The following is a 21,058-nucleotide window of genomic DNA, read 5'->3' as shown; positions in this document are numbered from 1 at the left end:
CTCGGCAGTCCCTTGGTCGCGGAAAGCCCGAACGCCTATACTGACACTGTCGAAGGCAGTCGGAGGGCACCATGAGCGATCCGGGACCTAGGGGAATCGACCATACTCCGATGGAGGTGCTCGAAAAACGCGCCAACGATGCACGCGAACGTGGCGATACTTACCTGGGCACCGTCGATAATATTCTCGTCCAGATAGGTGCCTTCGACCAGTTCGCAGCGGATGTGGCCCATCAACTGCGGCACAGGATTGTCTATCGCAGCGATGGCGGTCGCTTCGCGAGGGCTCTGGTGCGGGCGTCTGGAGATCTTCAGAAGATCCACACCGCCCTATTGGCCATGGACACCCCGTTTCAGGGCAAGGTGCGACTGACAGCGATCCTTTTCCGACGGGTCGACCCGCATGCCGTCGACAGGTGGGTGATGGGCATCAGGTTTTTCGCTCCCGACTTCATTGACATAACTGAGCCGGTCGTTGTGAAGGCCAGCAGGACGCGCGTTGCATCGGCGAAATGCGTGCAGCTCGAGCGTCTTCTTCCCTGGATGCACTTAGTGGCCAAGGAAATCCCGGGGAAGAGGGGAAAGCGTATCCGCGGTATGATTGAGCTTGCCGATCGGCTCGATTGCCCCAAGGGACTCGAGCTCTGGTACTACAGCAGAACACTGACGCTCGCCTATACGACGCCACCCATGTGGATGGGGCCAAAGGGTCGCGCGCGGATGACCGAGGCAACAGGTCGCAAGTTGCCCTTCGATGGCGAGGGCTGGGACGGTGCCCGTCGCGATCAGTGGCGACACTACCCATTCAAATGGATCGTCGAACATCATGCGTTTCAAAAGCCCGCCGATGCATCGCGTATGAAGATCGAGCTGCTAGTTTACGAAAACGAGATCAACGCGACGTTCGTAGAGCTCAACAAGCGATCTGCCCAAACCAAGCCGGCTTCCAGCTTGGGCCCCCGCGGCGATCGGGAGTACCTAAGCAACGAGGTCGCTGACTTCATCAAGCATCTCGGCGCGCTGACGAAGGACCCCAATCATCTTTATTCTGTCTTTCAGAGAATCACTGACGACTAATTCAGATCGGCGAACAAACTACCTCTCGAGTCCGAGACGTGACGGCAGCGGGAGATTGATTGATTCCGCTTACCTCGCCCGAACATGGCGGGTCCGCCGCCAGCATCTTGGCCAGTGTGCCTTCTGTGATGCGTTCCAGCACCCGCCCGCCGGCGTTCTCGGCATCGAGGCTGGCAAGCATCAGCAGCATCCGGGCCAGGCGCTTTTTCATGGAATTGACGACGCGGTCGATCTGATCCTCCTCCAACGCCGCCGCACGCCGCATCAAGTGCATCGCGAAATCCCGCGCGAATGTCGGATCGGTGGAGTCCGAGGTGGCGGAAGTCTTTCGGGAAGTAGGGCTGGCCTCGCTCGCGGCAGCCCCCTCAGAAGAGCCCGCGGACAGTCCACCCAACTAACAAGTTGGCCTGTCGACCTCACGTTCAATAGCGAACTGGTCGCCATTGCCGCCAAAGACGGCTTCGACGTCGGTCAAGCTGAGCGGATGTTCAAGAAATTTGAATGTCACCACCGATCGAAGGGCAGTCGGTTTGTAGACTGGACCCACGCCTGGGGTTGGTGGGTCTGTGGCCGGGTCGACATCAATGCGAAGGCCAGGGAAGCCGAGGTGAATCGGTCCGACTACGTAGACCCGCGGATATGACCATGAGCATCCGCGCCACCCCAATATTGCCGGACCATCCAACGCGGGCAGACGAGATGATCGGCACCCCCCACACACACCTGTGCACTTGCCCGCCTAACTCGATCCATACCCAAGGCAGAGAGCCAAGACCAACCGGAGCGATAGAGGTTAGCGCAGTCAGGGATAGCGCACAGGGCACCAGCCGCACCAGCGCCGCTCTAATCAGCCGTGGGCCGCCTCGTGATCTGCCCACCGATGCGCGTTCGATCGCGGGCCAGTGTTCCCCGATGTCCGGTGCGTTGAACGTACCAGCGCCCACGCCAAGGGCGGGGAAGATGCGAATGCGCGAAAAAATCCCAAAGTATCTTTCAGCATGGATCGACCGTGCGCGCCCGACGCGTCCGGCATTTCTGCAAATTCCGGGTTTTCGAAATCTCGGTTTCGTTGTCAGCGGAGGCGAGGGTGGTAGCAGGGTTTAGACGCCGAAGGGGTTTCGCCAACAGACCCCTGGCGCTGTGTCGGGCTGTTCTCGAAGCCCTCGAGCGCAGACCTGGGCAGACGTCGGGCGAGATCGCCGGGTTGCGTCTACAGCGACGGCCGCGTCCTGGCCCGGCCGGGGTGGCGCAGGTGCACGGTTTCGGAACTAAGCGCGACCCGCCGGGCGCTTCGCCGCCTGATCGCAAAAGGCAAAGTCGAGGTGCGGCATCACCGGCACCGTTGGCGGATTTTTCAGCTTGCGGAGAAGGCGGGATGAGCGACGCCGAAATTGACGCCGCCATCGTTTCGTTGCGGGTCGGTTATAAATTCGGCCGAGGCGACGCTTGCCAAGCTGATCGCTCAACGGCCGGCAAGGTATATCACGCCCGGACTGTCATTCGGCCTGCATGAACACGATGACGTAATTGCGGTCAGCGCTCGGGGCACGAAAGCTCCCTTATCGTCGAGTTCTCGCAATCAAGCGATTCGGAGGGGCTGTCGATCAAAACTGGCGATGATGCAGCGTGCTCATTCGTCGGTTGATCGTCTTTCACTTCCTTCTCGTTGAAATTCGCGCAAATTGGCTCTGTGGCATTGCCGCACACGGCCGCAAAGCAGGAGATCGACGATGGCACGTTATCCGGACGTACAACGGTTTGCCTATACCGAACGCAAAGACGGTGAGGCATCGTCATTTCGTGGGGAAGAGGTTGTCTTCACGAATTCGTTGCCTGCGACCTGTGTCCATCCGTTCGCGATTGCAATAGCATTGGTTGGCACCGCCTATACAGTTTTGACGTTCTGGGTCGCGTTTGCGGGCGGCGAGGCTTCAGCGGTTCTGACGATGGTCAGCCTCATTCTGATGATGATGCTAGGGCTAATGACCGGGTGCGGATATTCAAGCCGAAACATGGAACCCTATCGGGCGGCTACTCGAAGCTTTCGCGACTTCATCGAGGGCGATGTCGACCTTCAAAGCGGACGTATTTCAGGCCGCGCTTCGCTTTGCCAGCTCGCGACCGTGACGGGTGGCATCGCCCTAGCGACAACGTCGATGTTGGCCGTCTTTGTGGCGATAGCACCCGCTTATCCGCATTAGGTAGTCAGTGTTGACGTGCTCGCTAGGCGCGACTCCAGCTTTAGGCGGGCGGATTGCTGCAGACAGGCTCTTTAGTCTCGATGGTAGACGTGATTGAGAGATGGGAGGCTTAGTTGCCGAGTCCCACCCGAGTCACGGGTACGTCTACAAACCCTCCTCTTGTCGTGAGGCGAGGGGTATCGACGTTACAACAGGTCCACCATGATCAATGGTCGCCCGAACCCTCGGAAGCGCATCAGCCGCGCTTCAGGTTGGCATGCGCGATACGAATTCGTCACAGTGTACGGTGCGGGATTTCTGATGGTGATCGCCGCAATCCTGATCGCATTGCGGCCCGCGATTGCCGTTGCGGAATGGATTAGCCGGGTATTGGGTGAGTGAGGCTGTTAGCTGGTTGAAGAAGCACTTCTTGGTCAGATGAGTTGAGCGGTCTCCCGAAGACGGCGAAAAGGCAATTACATGGCGACCACGTCCTACAGAGAGAAAGCGGACCAACCCTCAATGCAGGCGTGGCGAGTCCACGAGTTTGGTCCTGCGGAAAAGATGGTCTTTGAAACGGTCGCTCGACCCCGTCCGGTCGCAGGCCAGGTCCTTGTCAAAGTTCATGCGGCGGGCGTTGGCCCCTGGGACGCGTGGATCAGGGCCGGGAAAAGCGCCTTACCTCAGCCCCTTCCTCTCACACTCGGCTCGGACCTGGCCGGCGAGGTGACGGCTCTTGGTCCGGATGTCTCCTCCTTGGCGGTGAACGATCAAGTGTTCGGGGTAACCAATACCCAGTTTCTTGGCGCGTATGCCGAATATGCAATCGCGTCAGCTGCGATGCTCTCCCGAAGGCCAAATTCGCTCAGCTACGTCGAAGCTGCCGCGGTTCCCGTCGTCGCTGTGACCGCCTGGCAAGGCTTGTCTGACCACGCGCGGCTCGAAGCCGGCCAGACGGTTCTCATCCACGGCGCGGCCGGCAGCGTTGGAGCGTTCGCTGTTCAACTCGCTTGTCGAGCCAAGGTGCGCTCGGTGGTCACCGTGGGCACGAAAGACATCGAATACGTGCGAGCACTTGGTGCGGACAAGGTCGTGGACTATCAAACGCAACGGTTTGAAGATGAAGTAAGGAACGCTGATGTGGTGTTCGACCTCATAGGAGGAGAAACACAAGCCCGTTCTTTTCGGGCTCTGCGGCAGGGCGGAAAGCTGATATCGACTGTGTCCCAACCAGATCAAGCTTTGGCGGAAAAGCATGGCGTCACCGCGACCTTCTTTTTGGTAGACGTCACGACGGCTTATTTGGACAGAATCTCAGCGCTTATCGATCGCGGCGATCTGAAGACGAGAATATCCGCCATCATGCCTCTCGCTGATGCGCGAGAAGCACATATGATGTTGGATGGCCGACGACCGAAGCCGCAGGGAAAGATCGTGCTAAGTGTGTAAAATAGACGCGCTAAGCTGAGCTTTCATATGTCAGATCGGTCGCGGCGCCCGGTGATGGCTGGCCTTTCCATCCAACTCGATCATGCCAGAAAGATCCCTCTGGCGACCCAGATCTATTCAGCTATCCGAGAGGGCATCGAGAATGGACGGCTCGCCTCGGGCTCGCGGCTGCCCTCTTGGCAGAATCTGGCCGCTCAGCTCGGCGTCTCTCGCGGGACCGTACGTGTAGCTTATGGGCGTCTCGTCGCGGAGCAGTTAGCGCTTGGTCTTGGGCCAGCTGGAACTCGTGTGGCCGCCCGGCAATTACGATCCTCAATGTCCGATCGGTCGCGGGAAGAACCGCTTCTGCCAGAGCTCTTCTATGATTTCGGAATTGCGCCGCGGGTCTTTCAGATGGGCGTACCCTCTCAGGACGCCTTCCCATTCAAGCTGTGGTCACGCCTCCTAGTGCGTGAGACCCGGGGAGCTGCGGCGCTGCCGGTAACTTATCCGGACCCGCGCGGCGATCCGCAGCTTCGAAAGGAGATCGCGGCTTACTTGGGGCTGGCCCGAGGCATTCGCTGCGACCCCTCTCAGGTCATCGTAACCGGCGGGTTTTCCGGGGCGCTCGGTCTGGTAATCCAAGGGCTTCAGCTTGGCAAGAAAGGAGCTTGGATAGAGGATCCATGCTTTCCGCTCACCCGTACTGCGCTCAACCTAGCTGGAATGCTTGTTACGGCGGTTCCGGTCGATGCGGAGGGGTTGGACGTTATGGCCGGTGTGCGGGCCGCAGCCGGGGCGTCGCTGGCGGTCGTGACGGCAGGCCAACAGGCGCCGCTCGGTGTGACGATGTCGCTGTCGCGGCGGCTTGCGCTACTCGCCTGGGCTCGACAAAACGACGCTTGGATCATCGAGGACGATTATCTGAGCGAACTGCAATTGACAGGACGGGTGGCTCCCGCGCTCGCATCACTCGATCATGGCGGGCGGGTTCTGCACGTTGGCAGTTTCAGCAAAACGATCAGTCCTTCGCTGCGCCTGGGTTTCCTGGTGGCGCCGCCGGACCTGAGTCGGCGGTTTGGTGAGCTCGCTGCTTGCTTGGCACCAGCGCCCGCCGCTGCCGTGCAGCGCGCCGTGGCGGAATTCCTTCGGCAAGGACATTATTTTCGTCACCTACGCCGCATGAAGCGGCTCTACGCCACCCGACGGGAAAGTTTGCTTAATTGCCTGAAAGATGCCGTGTCAGACTCGATGAAGGTGCAAGCAACCGGCGGCCTGGCGGTCGCGATCCTGCTTCCCGACACAATGTCAGACCTGGACGTCGTTTCGCGCGCTCTGCAGCTCGGCATGGCGCCAACTCCGTTGTCGCCATGGTACATGCGGCCTTCCAGACGACAGGGACTGCTACTCGGCGTGACCAATCTCAATGAACGACGACTGAAGGTGGATTGTCGTCGACTGTTGGAATTGTCGCGATGAATACCGCTCTGCTTAACATAGCTCTACACATCGGCATTCCCTAAGCCCTTCGGGTCGGACAGTGCCGTAGTGAAAAGCGTTGGTTAACTCATTAATGTTGGTTATATCCTCCTGGAGGACGCGTCATTTGACCGGAGTGGTCAGTTCCTTGTCGTCAGTGTCGACAACGAACACCGCCAGGAGCTTTGCAGGTTTGCTTTTGCTCGCATTGCGGCTGACGGGATGCCGAGAGCCCGGCTGTTCGTAGAAGCTCTCGCCGGCACGATAGACGCGCCGGGGGCCGTCATTCACCTGCGACTCGATTTCTCCCGACAAGACGTAGCCGAGGATGAAAGCCGATTTGGCGTGAGTGTGGGACTGAGACGCGCCTCGCGGCCTGTAGTCGACAACCACGGCTATCAATGACTTCCCGGGAATATTGGATATCGTCTGCTGGAAGATGGGCTTGACTGTCTCGCCGCCGTCATGGGCTGCGGCTGGCGTTGCGACAGCAATTGCCATGGCAGCGCAAGCCGCGCCGAATAAAATTCGCATCTTCATGGTGCATTTCTCCTTTTACACGCAGATAGGATCGTCGGCCGATGAATAAAAGCACCAAGAATGCACGCGAAGTGGTGCACCAAGCACGCCAAGTCAGCCTCGGTTTGCCCTTTTATCAAAGAAAGGATCCAGCCGGCTGAGCGGATTGAGAGCGGGTCACTACGCTATGGTACAGTGAGAATCGGCGATCTTGGTACTGTTGCACGGCGCAGTGCGGCGCATCTATTCGCGTGACCAACCGTCTTGGCGAATCTGTCGAGAGCGGCGGGTGCGATCACTTCAGCTGAGAGAACGGCCGTTGCTGTTCGGTTGAGGCTCGATGCTTCCCAGGAGCGCGCGGATGACTCAAGGCATAGATTGGCCCGGATTAGCGAATTCACTCAAAACCGAGGCGCTCTTTTTTAGTCCGACAGCAGCAAGCAATCTCGCATCGCTCTTCGATGGTATTGATGAACTGAAAACGAATGAAGGCCGTTCGCTTGTCGTGGACGCCGGTCCCGGAGCGGATTTCCACACCCTTTTCCGCGCCCAGATCTTTCCATCTCACGACAAGTTGAAAGCCGCGCTCGGCAGACCAGACATCCACCTCGGCTCGCCGCGCTCGCGCTTGGCGATTGATGGTCGCATGAGCGGAGAAGGCATCTTGGCGTTTTGCGCTACCAGCAATCTGAAGGCCGCTATAGCCGGCACACGGCCGTCTACTGGTAGCCGGATTGTTGTGGGTCAGTTCGAGATCATCAGAAAGCTGCGACTACTCGACCTGACCGTTCTTGATAACGTTCGCATCACGGGAAGCCTCGCTGACTTCGGATTGGCCGGGAGGACCGAGGTCGCCGTTTTTCTACGATCGCTAAGTGAACGTCTCGCGCAGTCAGTCATGTTTGACGCCGAGCCTTCTGACTACCTTGCAGCTGAGGCCATGGTTCACTTTCTTCTAACAGAGGCTTCGGTGCCTATTGATGGCATCATCTTTCCATCGGGGCATTCCGTCAGAGACGCTCTTGGCGTCGTCCTTTTTCACGGAGCATCCTGCGTCGAGCCAATGAACTTCCTGGAGGGAACAGAGATTGGCGTGAGTACGGGCCGGTGGGCAGAGGCTGGCTGGGTGGAAGACTACGAAGTGTTTGAGGAAATGCCGCAATTTCACAGTGAAATAGATAAAAGCGAGCAGCAGCCGGGGCGGCCGGACTCAGGCATCTTTAAGGTGGGAGTGCCCGTTTCCACTCACAACGCCGATTGGCGCGACCATGCCTTACGCATCGTGCCTGAAAGCGTGAAAGTACATCACGTAAAGCGCGTTGAAATCGAGGCGGATGAGTTCGCGGTGAAACGGTGCCGTCAGAAAGGACGTGACGGGTTGTCGATATCGGTGATCACGGCGATTCAGATGCAACAAGCCGTGGAGGAGGCCGGTCAGCGCAAACAGCGCTGATCGCAACTATCGAGCTAGGAGTTCGACAAATGACCAATATCGTTTCTGGCATCAAGATTCCCGATAGCAAGATCGCGCGCGAAGCTGCTGAGCTCGTGCGGCAACATGAATCCGAGTTATTGTTCAACCACTCGGTCCGCGTCTTTGTATTTGGCGCGATGAAAGGCATTCGTCAGAACCTGAAAGTCGACGCGGAGCTTCTCTATGTCGCGGCGTTGTTTCACGATCTGGGTCTCGTAGACGCTTTTCACACCGAGACAAGGCGGTTTGAAGTCGATGGCGCCGACGCAGCGCGCGAATTTCTCCGCAGTCATGGTATTCCCGATCCGAAATCTGATTTGGTTTGGGAAGCGATCGCCCTGCACACCACCCCGGGTATTCCGCAATTCATGCGGCCCGAGATCGCTCTCACGAACGCTGGTGTATTGGTAGACGTCGTCGGAATTGGGTATGATGAGTTCACATCGGAGCAACGTGATCAAGTCATCGCCGCGTTTCCTCGCGGCGATAATTTCAAGAATGATTTCATCAAAGCGCAGACCTGCTCTGCTCTCAAGAAGCCTGCGACGACGTTCGGCACCGTCAACTTCGATTACATCCAGGAACACGACCCCGCATTTCACCGGCCCAACGCGTGCAGTAGAATTCGAAACGCGCCCTGGCGGAGTTGAACTGTCGTGGGTGCTGGTCTCTGGGGCCGCATGGTGAGGGAATCCGTGCAGCGCGTTACCGATGTGAGCGTGCCCGTGTCTTGGTGCGAGGACCGATGTCTAGATCGCTAAACGAACTTCACTGGCTAACCCTCGGAGCGTTCGCGATCGGCACCGAAGGGTTCATGATCGCCGGTTTGCTGCCGGCCTTGGCGCAAGACCTGAACGTCAGCTTGTCCGCCACCGGGCACCTGGTCACCGCGTTCTCTGTCGCTTATGCCGTGGGCGCTCCGATAATGGCGGTGCTGACGGCCCACTTGGAGCGGCGTCGCGTGCTCGCGATCGCCATTGCGAGCTTCAGCGTCGCGAATCTGCTCGCTGCAATGGCACCGGGTTATGCGGCGTTACTGGCAGCTCGGCTGCTACTTGCCCTATCCGCCGCCAGTTTCATGCCGGCGGCCAGCGGATATGCCGCGGCGCTGGGCGGACCGGAGCGGCGTGGCCGGGCTCTGTCGATGGTCACCAATGGGCTGACCTTAGCGATCGTTGCCGGCGTGCCGCTCGGGGTATTGGTTGGTGAGCGGTTTGGTTGGCGCGCTACTTTCCTCGGCGTGGCGGGCATGGCGGCGCTCTCGCTGCTTGGCATCCTCTTCGGGCTGCCGAGTCAGCGGCCGGGCATCACGGCGAGTCTGGGAGAACGCCTGGCGTTGGCCAAGCGCCCCGACGTGATGACGATTTTGGCGACCAGCGTTTTGACGGTCGCCGGGACATTCACGCTCTATACGTATCTCGGCGTCTTTCTCGCGCATGCTTCCGGGATTGGACCACAGGGCCTTGCGCTGGTGCTCTTTGGCTTCGGGCTTGCCAGCGCGTTCGGTACCCGGCTCGGCGGCGCCATGGCGGACCACAGGGGCCCGGACTTTACCGTGATCGTAAGTGGCAGCTTCACCGTTCTGGCTTACCTTGTCCTCTCGCTGGGTGTGACGCTCGGGCCTGCGCGGGCCATGTTCGTTCTGCTACCGGCCATCCTGCTTTGGGGGCTGTCCAGCTGGGGGGTGATGACGGCGCAGCAGGCGCGATTGGTCGCGCTGATTCCGGATCTCGCTGCGGTCGGCCTGTCCCTCAATTCGTCAGCCATCTATCTCGGCAGCGCGGCCGGCGCTGCGGTCGGTGCGCTGGTTCTCGCGGATGGCGGCGTAATGCGGCTCGGCTGGGTGGCGACGGGATTTAGCTTGGCAGCGCTGCTGGCGGTGCCGGTCAGCGGCCGCGCCTTATCACGCCGAGGCTGAAGCGAGCCCTGCTCCTACGCGCGCGTTAAGGGCTGTTGTAGATCTATCGTATCGAAGGAGCAGATGAATGATTCCAAATATTCTCAGGAAGATCGAAGTCTACAAGCGTCGGGAGATCGAGGCTGCGAGGCAAATCCGTTCGGAAGGGCAAATGCTGTCGCTCGCCCGGGCCGCTTCGGCTCCGCGGGGGTTCGTCGCCGCAATCCGCAGCAAGCTGGCGACGGGCGAGTACGCGCTGATCGCTGAAATCAAAAAGGCATCTCCGTCGAAAGGGCTCATACGCGAGAGTTTCGACCCACCTGCACTTGCCAGAGACTACGAAGCTGGCGGTGCGGCTTGCTTGTCTGTGCTAACCGACAAACCGTCGTTCCAGGGAAGCTTGGACTTCCTGACGACGGCGCGCTCCGCAACGAGCCTTCCCGTGCTGCGCAAGGATTTTATCTTCGATACCTATCAGGTGGTGGAGGCTCGGGCATACGGGGCGGACTGCATTCTGCTCATCATGGCGGCCCTTGACGATTCCGCCGCCGAAGATATCGAGGCCGCGGCCCTCGACCATGGTATGGACGTGCTGATCGAAATCCACGACCACGACGAACTCGAGCGAGCCTCGCGGTTGCGTTCGCCGATGATCGGTATCAATCATCGGAACTTGAGGACCTTCCAGACAACGCTTGCAACCAGCGAAGCGTTGGCGCCGTTGATTCCGAAAGATCGCCTGATCGTCGGCGAAAGCGGCATATCCACGCCAGCAGATTTGGCCCGGCTTGGCCTGCTCGGCATATCGACATTCCTGGTCGGAGAAAGCCTGATGCGTCAGGATGACGTGATCAGCGCTACGCGGGCGCTGCTCGCCCGCGAAGAGGGAGGGGGGCCAGCTCCTCTGGGACTTTGATCTCTTGTCCTGGCTTCATCCCGGCACCCAGCGATCCGGCACGTAGCGCTTGGTCAATCCGTCATTTGCGCGCAGCGACCGCCCGTGCTGGTCATCATGCAACGTGCTCATCTGTCGGCTGACATTCTTCCACTTCCTTGTCGCTGCAAAGGGCGCAAAGTGACGGCTGCAGCTACCCGCGCTGAGCGTCCAGTTCAGGGAAACCTCAAATGAGGAAGCACTCGATCACCTTAATTGTTGCGCTCGCGTACGCGGCAGTACTCGCAAACGCCGCGACGTGGTGCAGCGCTGCTGCCACTGAAACGTCGAAGGAGGAGGTAGTGAGGCTCGAGAGCATTTATTCGCTTTCCGAGACGCTCGCTCGCTTGCGCACGGCTCTTGAAGCGAACGGTTTAAAGATATTTGCGACCATTGATCACCATGCTGCAGCGCAATCGGTCGGACTGGATATGCCCCCGACCACCGTGCTGATCTACGGTAATCCGAAGGGCGGCACTGCTCTAATGCTAGCCGCTCCAGACTTCGCGCTCGAGCTTCCGCTGCGGTTGCTTGTCCGAGAAGGTGAGCATGGAAAGTCTACGTAACCTACGCCCCCCGGCGAACCTGGAAGGAAAGCACGGGTTGCCTAAGGGTATGGCGGGAAAGCTGACTCCAGAACGGGTTATCACGAACGCCGTAAAAGCGACGTCCCCTAATAATTGAAGAAGCGCAGACCGCTCATGGAACCACGAACATGAATAGCATCGTCGCATCTGCGAGCCGCAGAACAGCTCTCTTGGTGTTTAGCCAAGCCGCCATGTTCTTAGGGGCGCCGTCCACAGCGACAGCTGCTGAACAGGAGTCCTCTGAGCATGTGCTTTCCGGTATAAAGCTTTTGCACCTGAGCAAGGCCCTTGCCGACTCACCCTGCAGGCGCGGGTTTAAGAGCGTTCCTTTCATTCTCACCTCGCCTGAACCGTGGGACCACGAAGCGGCTGACCTGCTGTTGTCGTACAAGTACCACGCGTTGCAGGTATGGGAGAGCACCGATCTTGCAGCGCCATGGATCAACCTGATGCGTGAGGCCATTAACGGGCAGGTGTTCTCGCTTGGGAACGTTGACTTTCTGGCCGTTGCTGCGGTTCACGGAAACGCTCACGCAGCTTTGTTCAATCAAGCGGCGTGGGAGAAGTACAAGTTGGCCAAGGTCGGTGGCGGGCAGGGCGACTTCAACAGTTTCATCGTCGAGAAGCCGGGGGCGTCACCCAGAGATGATCTTCAGGACCTGACAGGGTTTTACGGTCCGCAAAACAGCAATATTGTCTCACTCCAGCGGCGAGGAGCGGTATTTCTGGGCTGTCATGATTCCATTCATGCCATCGCGCGATATCTTCATCAATCGGGTGAATTCTCCGACGTCTCTCCCGACGCGATAGCGGCTGACCTCACCAAAAACCTGATTCCAGGCGTTGTGCTTGTGCCAAGCGTTGTGGCCTTTCTCGTCGAGCTGCAGCATGCCGGCTTCACGTATTCAAAGGCAAGTTAGACTCGTCCCCCCGATGGCGCGCCAATATTCGCCCAGCGTCACGGCAAATCCCAGGTCATGGGCCGCAAGGCCGGTACTCAAGAGGAAATAGCACCTTAGTCTCGAACGTCGAAGGAGAATGCCGTGAAGAGTCATGCCACTCTCATCTGTGCTTGCTTTGCGCTTTTGGTTGCCGGGTCAGCGACAGCACAAGAGGGGCGGGCCGAAACCGGCACGTCGAGCGTTGCTGAAATCGTTTCTGTTCTAGGGATACAAGTTCCTGACAGCGCATTGGCTCGCGACGCAGCTAAGACCATTCGTGATAGTGAAGGCGAGTTGCTGTTTCAGCACTCCATGCGGCTTTATTGGTGGGCCGCATTGGCAGGTGGGCGCAAGGGCATGGCCTTTGATCACGAACTTCTTTACGTCGCGGCTATGTTCCATGATTATGGGCTGACCGAAAACTATGGGGATAGCCACCTTCGCTAAGAGGTGGATGGCGCAAACGCGGCACGCGCGTTTTTGCGGAGTCACGGCATTTTGGAAGCCGATAGCCAAAACATCTGGCTTGCGATCGCACTACATACGACAAATGGAATTTCTCCGCATTTGTACCCGATCGCGGCGCCTCTTGCCGAAGGTGCGAACATGGATCTCGTCGGCGCAGGCTTTGACGACTTTACTGCGGAACAGCCGAGCACTGTCCAGCTGGCTTACCCGCGTCCGCTGCACTTCGCCGGCTTGTTCCGATCGGCCGCTGCCATCCGTCCCGTAGATGGCACATGGAATCTAGCGCTATGGAAGAGCCGACGAATCTGACCGTAGTCAAGCACGTGATAAGCGATGCAAATGCGCCAGTCCTCCACGCTTGACCGCCGTTCGTTCGTCGAAGCCGTCGGTCGCCTTGTCGGAGCAGCGACTGCGGCTGGAGGCCTGCTAACGCTTGGCCGGTCCACGCCTGGGGCGCGGGCGCGCTCGCAGCACAATTCGCCAACGTCCGAGGCGCTCATCCAGCCAACAGAAATGCGCAGCGCCAACGGTTCGTTCGATTTGACGATGACAGCTGCACCTGGGCCGGTGCATCTCGGCGGCGGTCGCGCCTTTTCCGGCCTGCTCTACAACGGCGCTTATGTGCCGCCGACGCTGCGCGTGCGCCTGGGCGATACGTTGCGCAAAGCGACTGAATTCTTCATCGGGTCAGGCGAGGCATTGACGCAATTGCGGTCCGGCCGCGGCAGGGGAATACCCGATGCGAACCATCTCATTCCAGAACGAGGCTTGGCGCCTCCCTGAACCGGTCCGACTATTGGCGCTCGTCAGATCCAGTGGATCGTTGCCGAGCACGGCGCGCGTCGAGGACGAAATCCTTCGACAGCGAGTCACTGGTCCGCAATGGATCGACGAGATTCGCGCGGCACCGATCGCCCGACGCCGGGCGCTTCTCTAGTCACGCACCGAAGACCGCACGGCGTTCATGATTGATGGCCACGTCGTCGACGAGGGGCGCACCGACCAAATCGTCTGGCTCGGCGATACAGAAGAATGGACGGTGGTGAACGAGGATCAACAGTATCACAGCTTCCACATTCACCAAACACCGTTCCTGGTGACTGAGGTCCGGCGGCGTTTACTGGAGCGACGATAGCCTGCGCGACACGTTTTCGGTGCCGCCCGCGACAAACGGGTGGCCTAGTGTACTCAAGATCGTGATCCCGTTCACTGATCCCGTGATCGTCGGCAGGTTCGTTTACCATTGTCATGCAGTCGATCACGAAGACAAAGGCATGATGGGAATCATTGAGGTGGTTGCCTGATACGCCGGCAGGCCGCGAGTGTCCGATCGCCGGTCCGAACCTCGACAGTGCCATAGGTGACATGGTCCAGTCGAACCTTTGCATTTTCTCAAAATAACGACGGGTTGGCGAAGCGCGGAAAGCCTTAAGCGGCACATCGCAGACGTTCTCGCATTTCGGGCTGGGAGTAGCAGCGCGATCAGCCGGGTCACGTCTTGCGCACGCGCCCACCGATGAGAGTGCAGCCCGTTCAATCGCAGAATGTATTCGTTTCACTTCCGTAATCGCTAAATGTTCATCAGGATGCATCCGCGGAAATCATGTCGACAACCTGGTCAACAACGCGGTTGCGTCACTAGCAAAGGACATCCCGATCATGCGGATAAACATGCCCGCGACTCCATCGATCGCCGCATTTCTGTGTTCGGCCCTTCTTGCAATTGGATATGCTGCATCCGCAACCGCCGATGCGCCGGTGGAAGGAGATTATTTCCATACCGGGGCCGGCGCGCGATATCTGGAGCGAGCCAAGAGCGATATCATCACTGTACCCTTGCGCGGCAACATCAATGTCCTAGTGGGATCCGGCGGGAATATCGTTGTTCTATCGGGAAGCGAAGGCAAGTTCCTCGTAGATTCTGGCATCAAACCATCGAAAGACAAGTTGCAAGCGACTCTCGACAAGATCGGCTCTTCACCGCTGAAATACGTCGTAAATACTCATTGGCACTGGGATCATACCGACGGAAACGAGTGGATGCATGCAGCCGGCGCCTCGATCATTGCGCAGAGTAATACGCTGAATCATCTTTCGAAGACCACTCACCTGGACGACTGGAATTGGACGTTCGCTCCCGTTCCAGCCGGCGCACGCCCGACGATGATCGTGGACAATGAGAGGGAGCTCACCTTTGCGGGTGAATCGATAAAGATAGAGCATTTGGGCCCAGGTCATACCGACGGCGATGTGTTGGTGTACTTCGAGAAGGCGGACATTGTCGCCCTCGGCGATACGTTCTGGAACGGATACTATCCGTTCATCGATAACGAAGACGGCGGTAGTGTCAATTTTATGATCAACTGGGCCAGCACGGTTATCGAACGCACCACGGATAAGACAATCCTAGTTCCTGGTCATGGGGCGATTGGCAACCGAGTTCAATTGATTGAATTTCGCGATATGCTGATCACTGTGCGTGACAAGATCGCTGCACTGAAGTCACAGGGAAAATCCCTCGAAGAAATCACCGCGGCGAAGCCGACCGCGGCCTACGATGACAAGTGGGGGCGATTTGTGATCAATCCGAAGTTCTTCACCAAGCTTGTCTACGAAGGATTGTAGACGGTGCGGCGCGTAGATTCGCGATTGTCCAATCTCAATTCGATTGTCCATTAAAGCTGACGGTTATTCTGTGATTCTGTTCAGAAGGGGGATCGATGTATCACCGTGACAGCTTTCCTGCAAAGAGAACGCCGAATGGTCCTAGCGTCGGCTGTCGCATGCCCTTGAGTGTGGACTCGGGTCTCGTTCTGTCGCGGCGTTCATTGCTTCGGCAACTCGGAGTCGCAGGGGCCTCGCTCGCGGCCGCACCGGCTCTTGCGAGCGAATTGATCGAGTTGCCGCTGCCGAGCGAACCGCGTCAACGACCACTCACCCATGCGGTTCCCGGAGAAGTCGGGCATGATTCTGCAGCGGAGCCGCCCGCCGCTGCTTGAAACTCCGATTGAGGTATTCGATCAGGGCGTGTTCACGCCGAACGATCTGTTCTACGTGCGCTGGCATTGGTCGGCGATCCCAAATTCGGTCGACGTGAGCAGTTTCAGGCCGTCGGTACGGAGGCACGTGGACCGAGCGCTGTCACTTTCCATCGAAGACATTCTCCACTTGCCACGCGTCGAGTTGGCCGCCGTCAACCAGTGCTCGGGTAATTCACGGGGCTTCTTCTTGCCGCGCGTTCCGGGTGCACAATGGGCTCATGGCGCGATGGGCAACGCGAGATGGACGGGCGTCCGTTTGAAGGACGTCTGGATCGGGCCGGCGTCAAGAGTGGTGCCGTCCATGTGCGCTTTAAGGGACTGGACGAACCGCCGGTGCCGGACGCACCGACATTCAGGAAATCGCTGGCCATCGATCATGCCCGAGACGGCGAGGTGATGATCGCCTTTGCCATGAACGGAGAGCAGCTTCCACTTCTGAACGGCCTTCCGCTGCGGCTGGTCGTGCCCGGCTGGTATTCGACGTACTGGGTCAAGATGCTCAACGATATCGAGGTGCTGGACAAGCCCGACGACAATTACTGGATGGCGGTCGCCTACACTATTCCGGACGCGCCACATGCCAACATCGTGCCGGACCAGAGCGGCGTGAAGATGATTCCGATCAATCGCATGCCGCCGCGCTCTTTTATCACCAATCTCACGGAGGGCGCCTCTTTGCTTGCAAAAGCGCGTGTGCCGCTGCACGGCATTGCCTTCGGTGGCGATACGGGCGTAGCCAAGGTCGAGCTTTCCGCCGATAGCGGTCGATCCTGGCAACCGACCACGCTCGGCGCGGATCACGGCAAATACAGCTTCCGTCGGTGGGAAACTGATGTCTTGCTGCCCGAGAAGGGCAGCTACGGACTGATGGTTCGCTGCACGAACGCGGCCGGTGAAGTCCAGCCGTCTCAGCCGAACTGGAACAATAGCGGCTTCATGCGCAACGTCATCGAAGCGATCCATGTCAACGCAACGTAGGAGCAATCAATGCGCCCAAGCACGTTAGCCGGCTGCTTGGCGATGGCGCTGCTGTCCCCGACTATGGCACAGGTTCAGGAGCAGGCCGAAATCAAATCGATGACGGTAGATCTTCCCGCGGATGATGCTCTGTTTCCGGACGGTTCGACGGCCGAGGCGACCACCAACAACTGCCTGGCCTGTCACTCCGCGGACATGGTGCTGAACCAGCCGGCGCTGCCGCGCGCAACTTGGGAAGCCGAGGTTCACAAGATGATCAACGTTTACAAAGCTCCAATCGATGAAGCCGACGTGGCAGTGATCGTAGACTTCCTCGCGAAAGCCAAGGGCACCAACTGACGAACGACAGACTGAAGCAGTCATATATGGACTGGATCCATACGCTTACCGATCGCGGCCGGCCTACGGCTTGGTGGAGCCCCGACCGCACGATTCGTGTTGATCGGGAGCGCAGTCATCGCGTGATGGTACAGTCAAAATCCGCAATCTTGGTACTGTTATACGACCAAGCACGACGCATCTCTTAGCGAGCCGCGTCGATCCTGGTCCATCCGACTAGTGGGAGCCTCGATCAATGCTGACGAGCAGGTCGCGGACTCGGAGATGAGGAATGCCGCAATGGATGACATTGTGTCAATCGCCGGCGCGCCGCGCTTCCGAACCCAAGGTGACAAATGACCGAGAGAAAAGTATCATGAAGGCGATCGCTGTGACGGACCAGGCAGCAGGAACGGCCGGGATGAAGCTGGTGGAGCGACCCAAGCCGCAGGCAGCGATAAACGACGTCATCGTTCAAGTTCAAGCGTCGGGCTTCGTCCCGACGGAGCTGGAGTGGCCCTCGACTTGGACTGATCGCCTCGAGCGTGATCGAACACCGTCGATCCCCGGCCACGAACTCGCCGGGGTGGTCACCGCTGTCGGATATGGTACGACGGGGCTGTCGGTGGGACAGCGGGTGTTCGGCCTCGCCGACTGGTATCGCGACGGCACCTTGGCTGAGTATATAGCCGTTGAGGCACGCAACCTCGCGCCGTTGCCGGGGGACGTCAACTTCACGGTGGGCGCGAGCCTGCCGATCTCGGGCCTGACCGCGTGGCAAGGATTGTTCGTGCACGGGCGGCTTCGTGCGGGGCAGAGCGTCGTCGCGCACGGCGCGGCCGGCGCAGTCGGGTCGATGGTGACGCAACTCGCACGAGAGGCCGGCGCCTACGTCATCGGCACCGGACGCGCGGCCGACCGTCAAAAGGCGCTCGATTTCGGCGCGCAGGAGTTTGTCGACCTTGGCAACGACGCTTTGGAAGACGTCGGCGGAGTCGATCTTGTGTTCGATGTCATCGGCGGCGATATCGGAAAGCGGTCCGCACGTCTGATTCGAGCCGGGGGATCGCTGGTATCTGTCGTCGGGCCATCCGACGCGCGGCCCGTCGATGGCCTGACGGTCGACTTCGTTGTCGAGCCGGATCGGACCCAATTGAGTGAGATCGTCCAGCGGGTGCGGGACCGACGACTGCGGACGAACATCGGCAACGTCTCAACCCTCGACGATGCTGTTACCGCCTTTAACTCGACCGAGCGACGCGCGGGTAAAACCGTCATCCACGTTTCTCCTTGACGACTTGGCGAGCGTGAATGGTTCTGTCGCGTGAATTATCGCGCAATAGATCGTGACGATCGTCCTTGACGTCTTTCGCCCAAGCAGACTGGCCAGTCTCGCATCGGTGAGCGGAGGCAGGTGTCGCATGTCATGACAAGACCGACAGGCAGTATCGTACCTTAGGTTCATGAAGAGCGACGTTTTTTTCAACCCATCGGACGTGTCTCGGATGCATGTCATGACTTTCAACGATTCGTGCCTGCCGCCGGTGTTGCCGACGGATGCGGCGTCTCTCACGGCCGCAATCGAGGGTTCGGTTCTACTCCCGGGCGAACTGGGATACGATGACGAACGTGCCGTCTGGAACCTCAATCACGAGCTGGCGCCAGCGCTGATCGTGGTGCCGGAGAACGCGGCCGATATCCAGGCCGCCGTTACTTTCGCGGCGAGGCAGCATCGGCCGGTTCTGGTGAAGAACACCGGTCACCAGATGGTCGGCAAGGCGCACGGCGCCGTTGTGATCGCAACTCACCGTATGAACGACATAACAATCGACGCGGCCCGCCGAACGGCGCGAGTCGGCGCTGGCGTGCTGTGGTCAGAGGTCATTGCGAAGGCGGCCGGAGCCGGTCTAGCTCCGCTGAACGGGACGAATCCCACTGTAGGAGTCGCTGGTTACACCCTGGGTGGCGGGCTCAGCCCGACCCTCGGCCGCTCCCACGGCTACGCCGCCGACCACGTGTGCTCGATCGATGTGGTCACCGCGGACGGCAAACTGCGTCACGTCAACGCGGCATCCGAACCCGATCTTTTCTGGGCCCTTCGCGGCGGCAAGGGCAACTTCGCAGTGGTCACGGCCCTGGAATTCAACCTGTTCCCGGTGTCTCGCCTCTACGCGGGCGGCATCTACTTCCCCGGTGAGCGGATGGCCGAGGTTCTGCGAGCCTGGACCACTTGGCATCCAGGCACACCAGAGACAATGACCACATCAATCGCTGTGATGCGGATGCCATCAATGCTCGAAGTGCCCGAGCCTCTGCGCGGGAAGTTTCTTGTCTCGGTGCGGGTCGCCTACAACGGCACGACTGCGGACGGCGAGCGGATGGTAGAGCCGCTGCGAGCGGTAGCCCCGGCAGTCTTAGATACCGTGCGGGACATGCCGTACTCCGAGGTCGCATCGATCCACAACGAGCCGACCGACCCGGTGCCATACTACGAGCGGGGCATCATGCTGCGAGAGTTCCCCGCACAGGCGCAGGACAAGTTGATTGAACTCGTCGGTCCGGACGCCGAAACCGCCTTGGTGCTCGCCGAGCTGCGTGCTCTGGGCGGGGGATGGGACCGGGAGCCGGCGGCACCCAATGCCGTAGCGACCAGGGGCTTGCCGTACAGCCTGCTAGCCGTCGCAGCCGGTCCGCTGTCGCAGGAGCAGCAACTCAAAAGATCGGTCGCCGAGCTGCTCGACGGCATGAAGCCCTGGAAGGCCGATCGGCGGTACGTCAACAACCTCGCGCCAGATGAGGCGGCTGACGCCGCGGCGATCTACGGCCCGGAGTGCTACGAGCGCTTGGCGTCTATCAAGAAGGCCTACGACCCAGCCAATATGTTCCGGCTCAACCACAACGTGGTGCCGGCAGCTTGATTAGACGCTGGCTGTCAACCGGCATTCAAATATTTGTAGGCCGAATGACATTCAGTGTTTGCTCTTCGCGTTACGAATATTGGTCGTGCCGGAATGCGGCTCGACCCGGAGCAGTTGCTCGCAATCGACCGACTTGTCCCTGGCTTCCAGCTCCGCCTGTGAGTTCATACCGCATGAGTCGAGGCTCCAGTCGAACGCGATGGCCCGTCGTGTTCTTCCTCGGCAGATGTTCCGCGCCCCCGCCCGTGTGCGCCGGAGCGGTCGATGTGAACAGTCGTCATCTCGCGCGTGAAATCGTTTCACTTCCTTACGAGCAGCGCAAAGTCCATACGACAGAGACGTCAGGCACAGGCTTAGTGCGCAGCAGCATTATGGAATTGCAGGAGAACCGCGCATGGATTCCATTTCTCGTCGCCATATGTTGGCAGCGACTGCTACCGGAGGTCTGCTAACGAGCGTTGGGCTGGCGCACGCGCAAACCGTGGGCGGCGCGATTCCTCAGCCACAGCGACCGGGTCACGGCGGCACCGATCCCGGTCCGCGCAATCTCATGCGGGATCAGCAGAACCCGGATCTGCTGGTACCGCCGTCGACAGATCATGGCACCTTGCCGAACCTGCGCTTCTCGTTCTCGGACGCCCATATGCGGCTTGAGCCGGGCGGCTGGACCCGCCAGGTCACGCAGCGTGAGCTGGGCATCGCCAAGTCCATGGCCGGCGTGAATATGCGCCTGAACGCGGGCGGTGTGCGTGAGCTGCATTGGCATAAGGCGTCAGAATGGGCCTACATGCTCTATGGCAAGGCTCGCGTGACGGCGGTC

At 59.4% G+C, this 21,058-nt stretch carries 22 protein-coding genes and 1 pseudogene; 21 read left to right on the top strand and 2 right to left on the bottom strand.

The annotated features are described in order from the left end of the window. The first annotated feature begins 71 nt into the window (after positions 1-71). Positions 72-1,076 carry a hypothetical protein gene (locus CT676_RS38195; protein WP_135216754.1) on the top strand — a complete coding sequence of 335 codons (1,005 nt, stop codon included), beginning with the start codon at positions 72-74 and terminating at the stop codon, positions 1,074-1,076. 1 nt (position 1,077) lies between these two features. Here the strand turns inward: CT676_RS38195 and CT676_RS38190 are convergent, their stop codons facing one another. Beyond that, positions 1,078-1,350 carry a hypothetical protein gene (locus CT676_RS38190; protein ID WP_135216753.1) on the bottom strand — a complete coding sequence of 91 codons (273 nt, stop codon included), beginning with the start codon at positions 1,348-1,350 and terminating at the stop codon, positions 1,078-1,080. A gap of 1,456 nt (positions 1,351-2,806) precedes the next feature. Here CT676_RS38190 and CT676_RS38185 point away from each other — a divergent pair. From CT676_RS38185 to CT676_RS38170, 4 genes are all read left to right on the top strand, one after another. Next, positions 2,807-3,277, top strand: coding sequence for a hypothetical protein (locus CT676_RS38185; RefSeq protein ID WP_135216752.1), 471 nt, complete (start codon positions 2,807-2,809; stop codon positions 3,275-3,277). 201 nt (positions 3,278-3,478) lie between these two features. After that, entirely contained in the window at positions 3,479-3,658 is a 180-nt protein-coding gene (locus CT676_RS38180; RefSeq protein ID WP_135216751.1) for a hypothetical protein, read from the top strand. 78 nt (positions 3,659-3,736) lie between these two features. Beyond that, positions 3,737-4,705, top strand: a complete 969-nt coding sequence (locus CT676_RS38175) for an NADP-dependent oxidoreductase (protein ID WP_244623424.1) — start codon at positions 3,737-3,739, stop codon at positions 4,703-4,705. Positions 4,706-4,732: 27 nt separating this feature from the next. Then, on the top strand, positions 4,733-6,163 hold the full coding sequence (locus CT676_RS38170; RefSeq protein ID WP_343287566.1) for a PLP-dependent aminotransferase family protein: 1,431 nt from the start codon (positions 4,733-4,735) through the stop codon (positions 6,161-6,163). Between the two features lie 123 nt (positions 6,164-6,286). Here CT676_RS38170 and CT676_RS38165 read toward each other — a convergent pair whose 3' ends face one another. Beyond that, entirely contained in the window at positions 6,287-6,703 is a 417-nt protein-coding gene (locus CT676_RS38165; RefSeq protein WP_135216749.1) for a cupin domain-containing protein, read from the bottom strand. Positions 6,704-7,043: 340 nt separating this feature from the next. Here CT676_RS38165 and CT676_RS38160 point away from each other — a divergent pair, with 340 nt between their 5' ends. The 16 genes and pseudogenes from CT676_RS38160 to CT676_RS45635 form a co-directional block, all read left to right on the top strand. Beyond that, positions 7,044-8,135 carry an RES domain-containing protein gene (locus tag CT676_RS38160; RefSeq protein WP_167768304.1) on the top strand — a complete coding sequence of 364 codons (1,092 nt, stop codon included), beginning with the start codon at positions 7,044-7,046 and terminating at the stop codon, positions 8,133-8,135. 29 nt (positions 8,136-8,164) lie between these two features. Further along, positions 8,165-8,806: an HD domain-containing protein gene (locus CT676_RS38155; protein ID WP_135216747.1), complete on the top strand. Its 642-nt coding sequence runs from the start codon at positions 8,165-8,167 to the stop codon at positions 8,804-8,806. A 95-nt stretch (positions 8,807-8,901) separates the two neighbouring features. Continuing rightward, positions 8,902-10,074, top strand: coding sequence for an MFS transporter (locus tag CT676_RS38150; protein ID WP_135216746.1), 1,173 nt, complete (start codon positions 8,902-8,904; stop codon positions 10,072-10,074). Between the two features lie 70 nt (positions 10,075-10,144). Continuing rightward, the gene (trpC, locus tag CT676_RS38145) at positions 10,145-10,969 is read left to right on the top strand and encodes an indole-3-glycerol phosphate synthase TrpC (protein ID WP_135216767.1); all 825 of its coding nucleotides are present in this window, start codon (positions 10,145-10,147) and stop codon (positions 10,967-10,969) included. A 209-nt stretch (positions 10,970-11,178) separates the two neighbouring features. Next, on the top strand, positions 11,179-11,553 hold the full coding sequence (locus tag CT676_RS38140; protein ID WP_135216745.1) for a DUF302 domain-containing protein: 375 nt from the start codon (positions 11,179-11,181) through the stop codon (positions 11,551-11,553). Between the two features lie 149 nt (positions 11,554-11,702). Further along, positions 11,703-12,494, top strand: a complete 792-nt coding sequence (locus CT676_RS38135; RefSeq protein ID WP_135216744.1) for a transcriptional initiation protein Tat — start codon at positions 11,703-11,705, stop codon at positions 12,492-12,494. A gap of 123 nt (positions 12,495-12,617) precedes the next feature. Continuing rightward, on the top strand, positions 12,618-12,962 hold the full coding sequence (locus tag CT676_RS38130) for a hypothetical protein (protein WP_135216743.1): 345 nt from the start codon (positions 12,618-12,620) through the stop codon (positions 12,960-12,962). Between the two features lie 534 nt (positions 12,963-13,496). Further along, positions 13,497-13,766 carry a hypothetical protein gene (locus CT676_RS45645; protein ID WP_244623421.1) on the top strand — a complete coding sequence of 90 codons (270 nt, stop codon included), beginning with the start codon at positions 13,497-13,499 and terminating at the stop codon, positions 13,764-13,766. Positions 13,767-13,947: 181 nt separating this feature from the next. Beyond that, positions 13,948-14,118: a multicopper oxidase domain-containing protein gene (locus tag CT676_RS46165; RefSeq protein WP_275552143.1), complete on the top strand. Its 171-nt coding sequence runs from the start codon at positions 13,948-13,950 to the stop codon at positions 14,116-14,118. Between the two features lie 19 nt (positions 14,119-14,137). Continuing rightward, the gene (locus tag CT676_RS46160; protein WP_275552142.1) at positions 14,138-14,287 is read left to right on the top strand and encodes a multicopper oxidase domain-containing protein; all 150 of its coding nucleotides are present in this window, start codon (positions 14,138-14,140) and stop codon (positions 14,285-14,287) included. A 355-nt stretch (positions 14,288-14,642) separates the two neighbouring features. Further along, positions 14,643-15,608 (top strand): MBL fold metallo-hydrolase, encoded by a 966-nt coding sequence (locus CT676_RS38120; protein WP_135216742.1) that lies wholly within the window; start codon positions 14,643-14,645, stop codon positions 15,606-15,608. Between the two features lie 158 nt (positions 15,609-15,766). Continuing rightward, positions 15,767-17,002: pseudogene (locus CT676_RS38115) on the top strand (molybdopterin-dependent oxidoreductase). Positions 17,003-17,011: 9 nt separating this feature from the next. Then, a complete protein-coding gene (locus CT676_RS38110; RefSeq protein ID WP_135216741.1) occupies positions 17,012-17,341 on the top strand; it encodes a cytochrome c in 330 nt (109 codons plus the stop codon). 355 nt (positions 17,342-17,696) lie between these two features. Further along, positions 17,697-18,614, top strand: coding sequence for an NADP-dependent oxidoreductase (locus tag CT676_RS38105; protein WP_135216740.1), 918 nt, complete (start codon positions 17,697-17,699; stop codon positions 18,612-18,614). Positions 18,615-18,834: 220 nt separating this feature from the next. After that, positions 18,835-20,238, top strand: a complete 1,404-nt coding sequence (locus CT676_RS38100) for an FAD-binding oxidoreductase (RefSeq protein WP_135216739.1) — start codon at positions 18,835-18,837, stop codon at positions 20,236-20,238. Positions 20,239-20,632: 394 nt separating this feature from the next. Continuing rightward, on the top strand, positions 20,633-21,058 hold a 426-nt coding region (locus CT676_RS45635), incomplete at its 3' end, for a cupin domain-containing protein (RefSeq protein WP_275552141.1).

The organism is Bradyrhizobium sp. MOS001 (genome assembly GCF_004634465.1).
GTDB classification, from domain to species: domain Bacteria; phylum Pseudomonadota; class Alphaproteobacteria; order Rhizobiales; family Xanthobacteraceae; genus Bradyrhizobium; species Bradyrhizobium barranii.
Note: the sequence above shows the minus strand (reverse complement) of the source record. Positions and strands in the feature narration are given on the sequence as shown.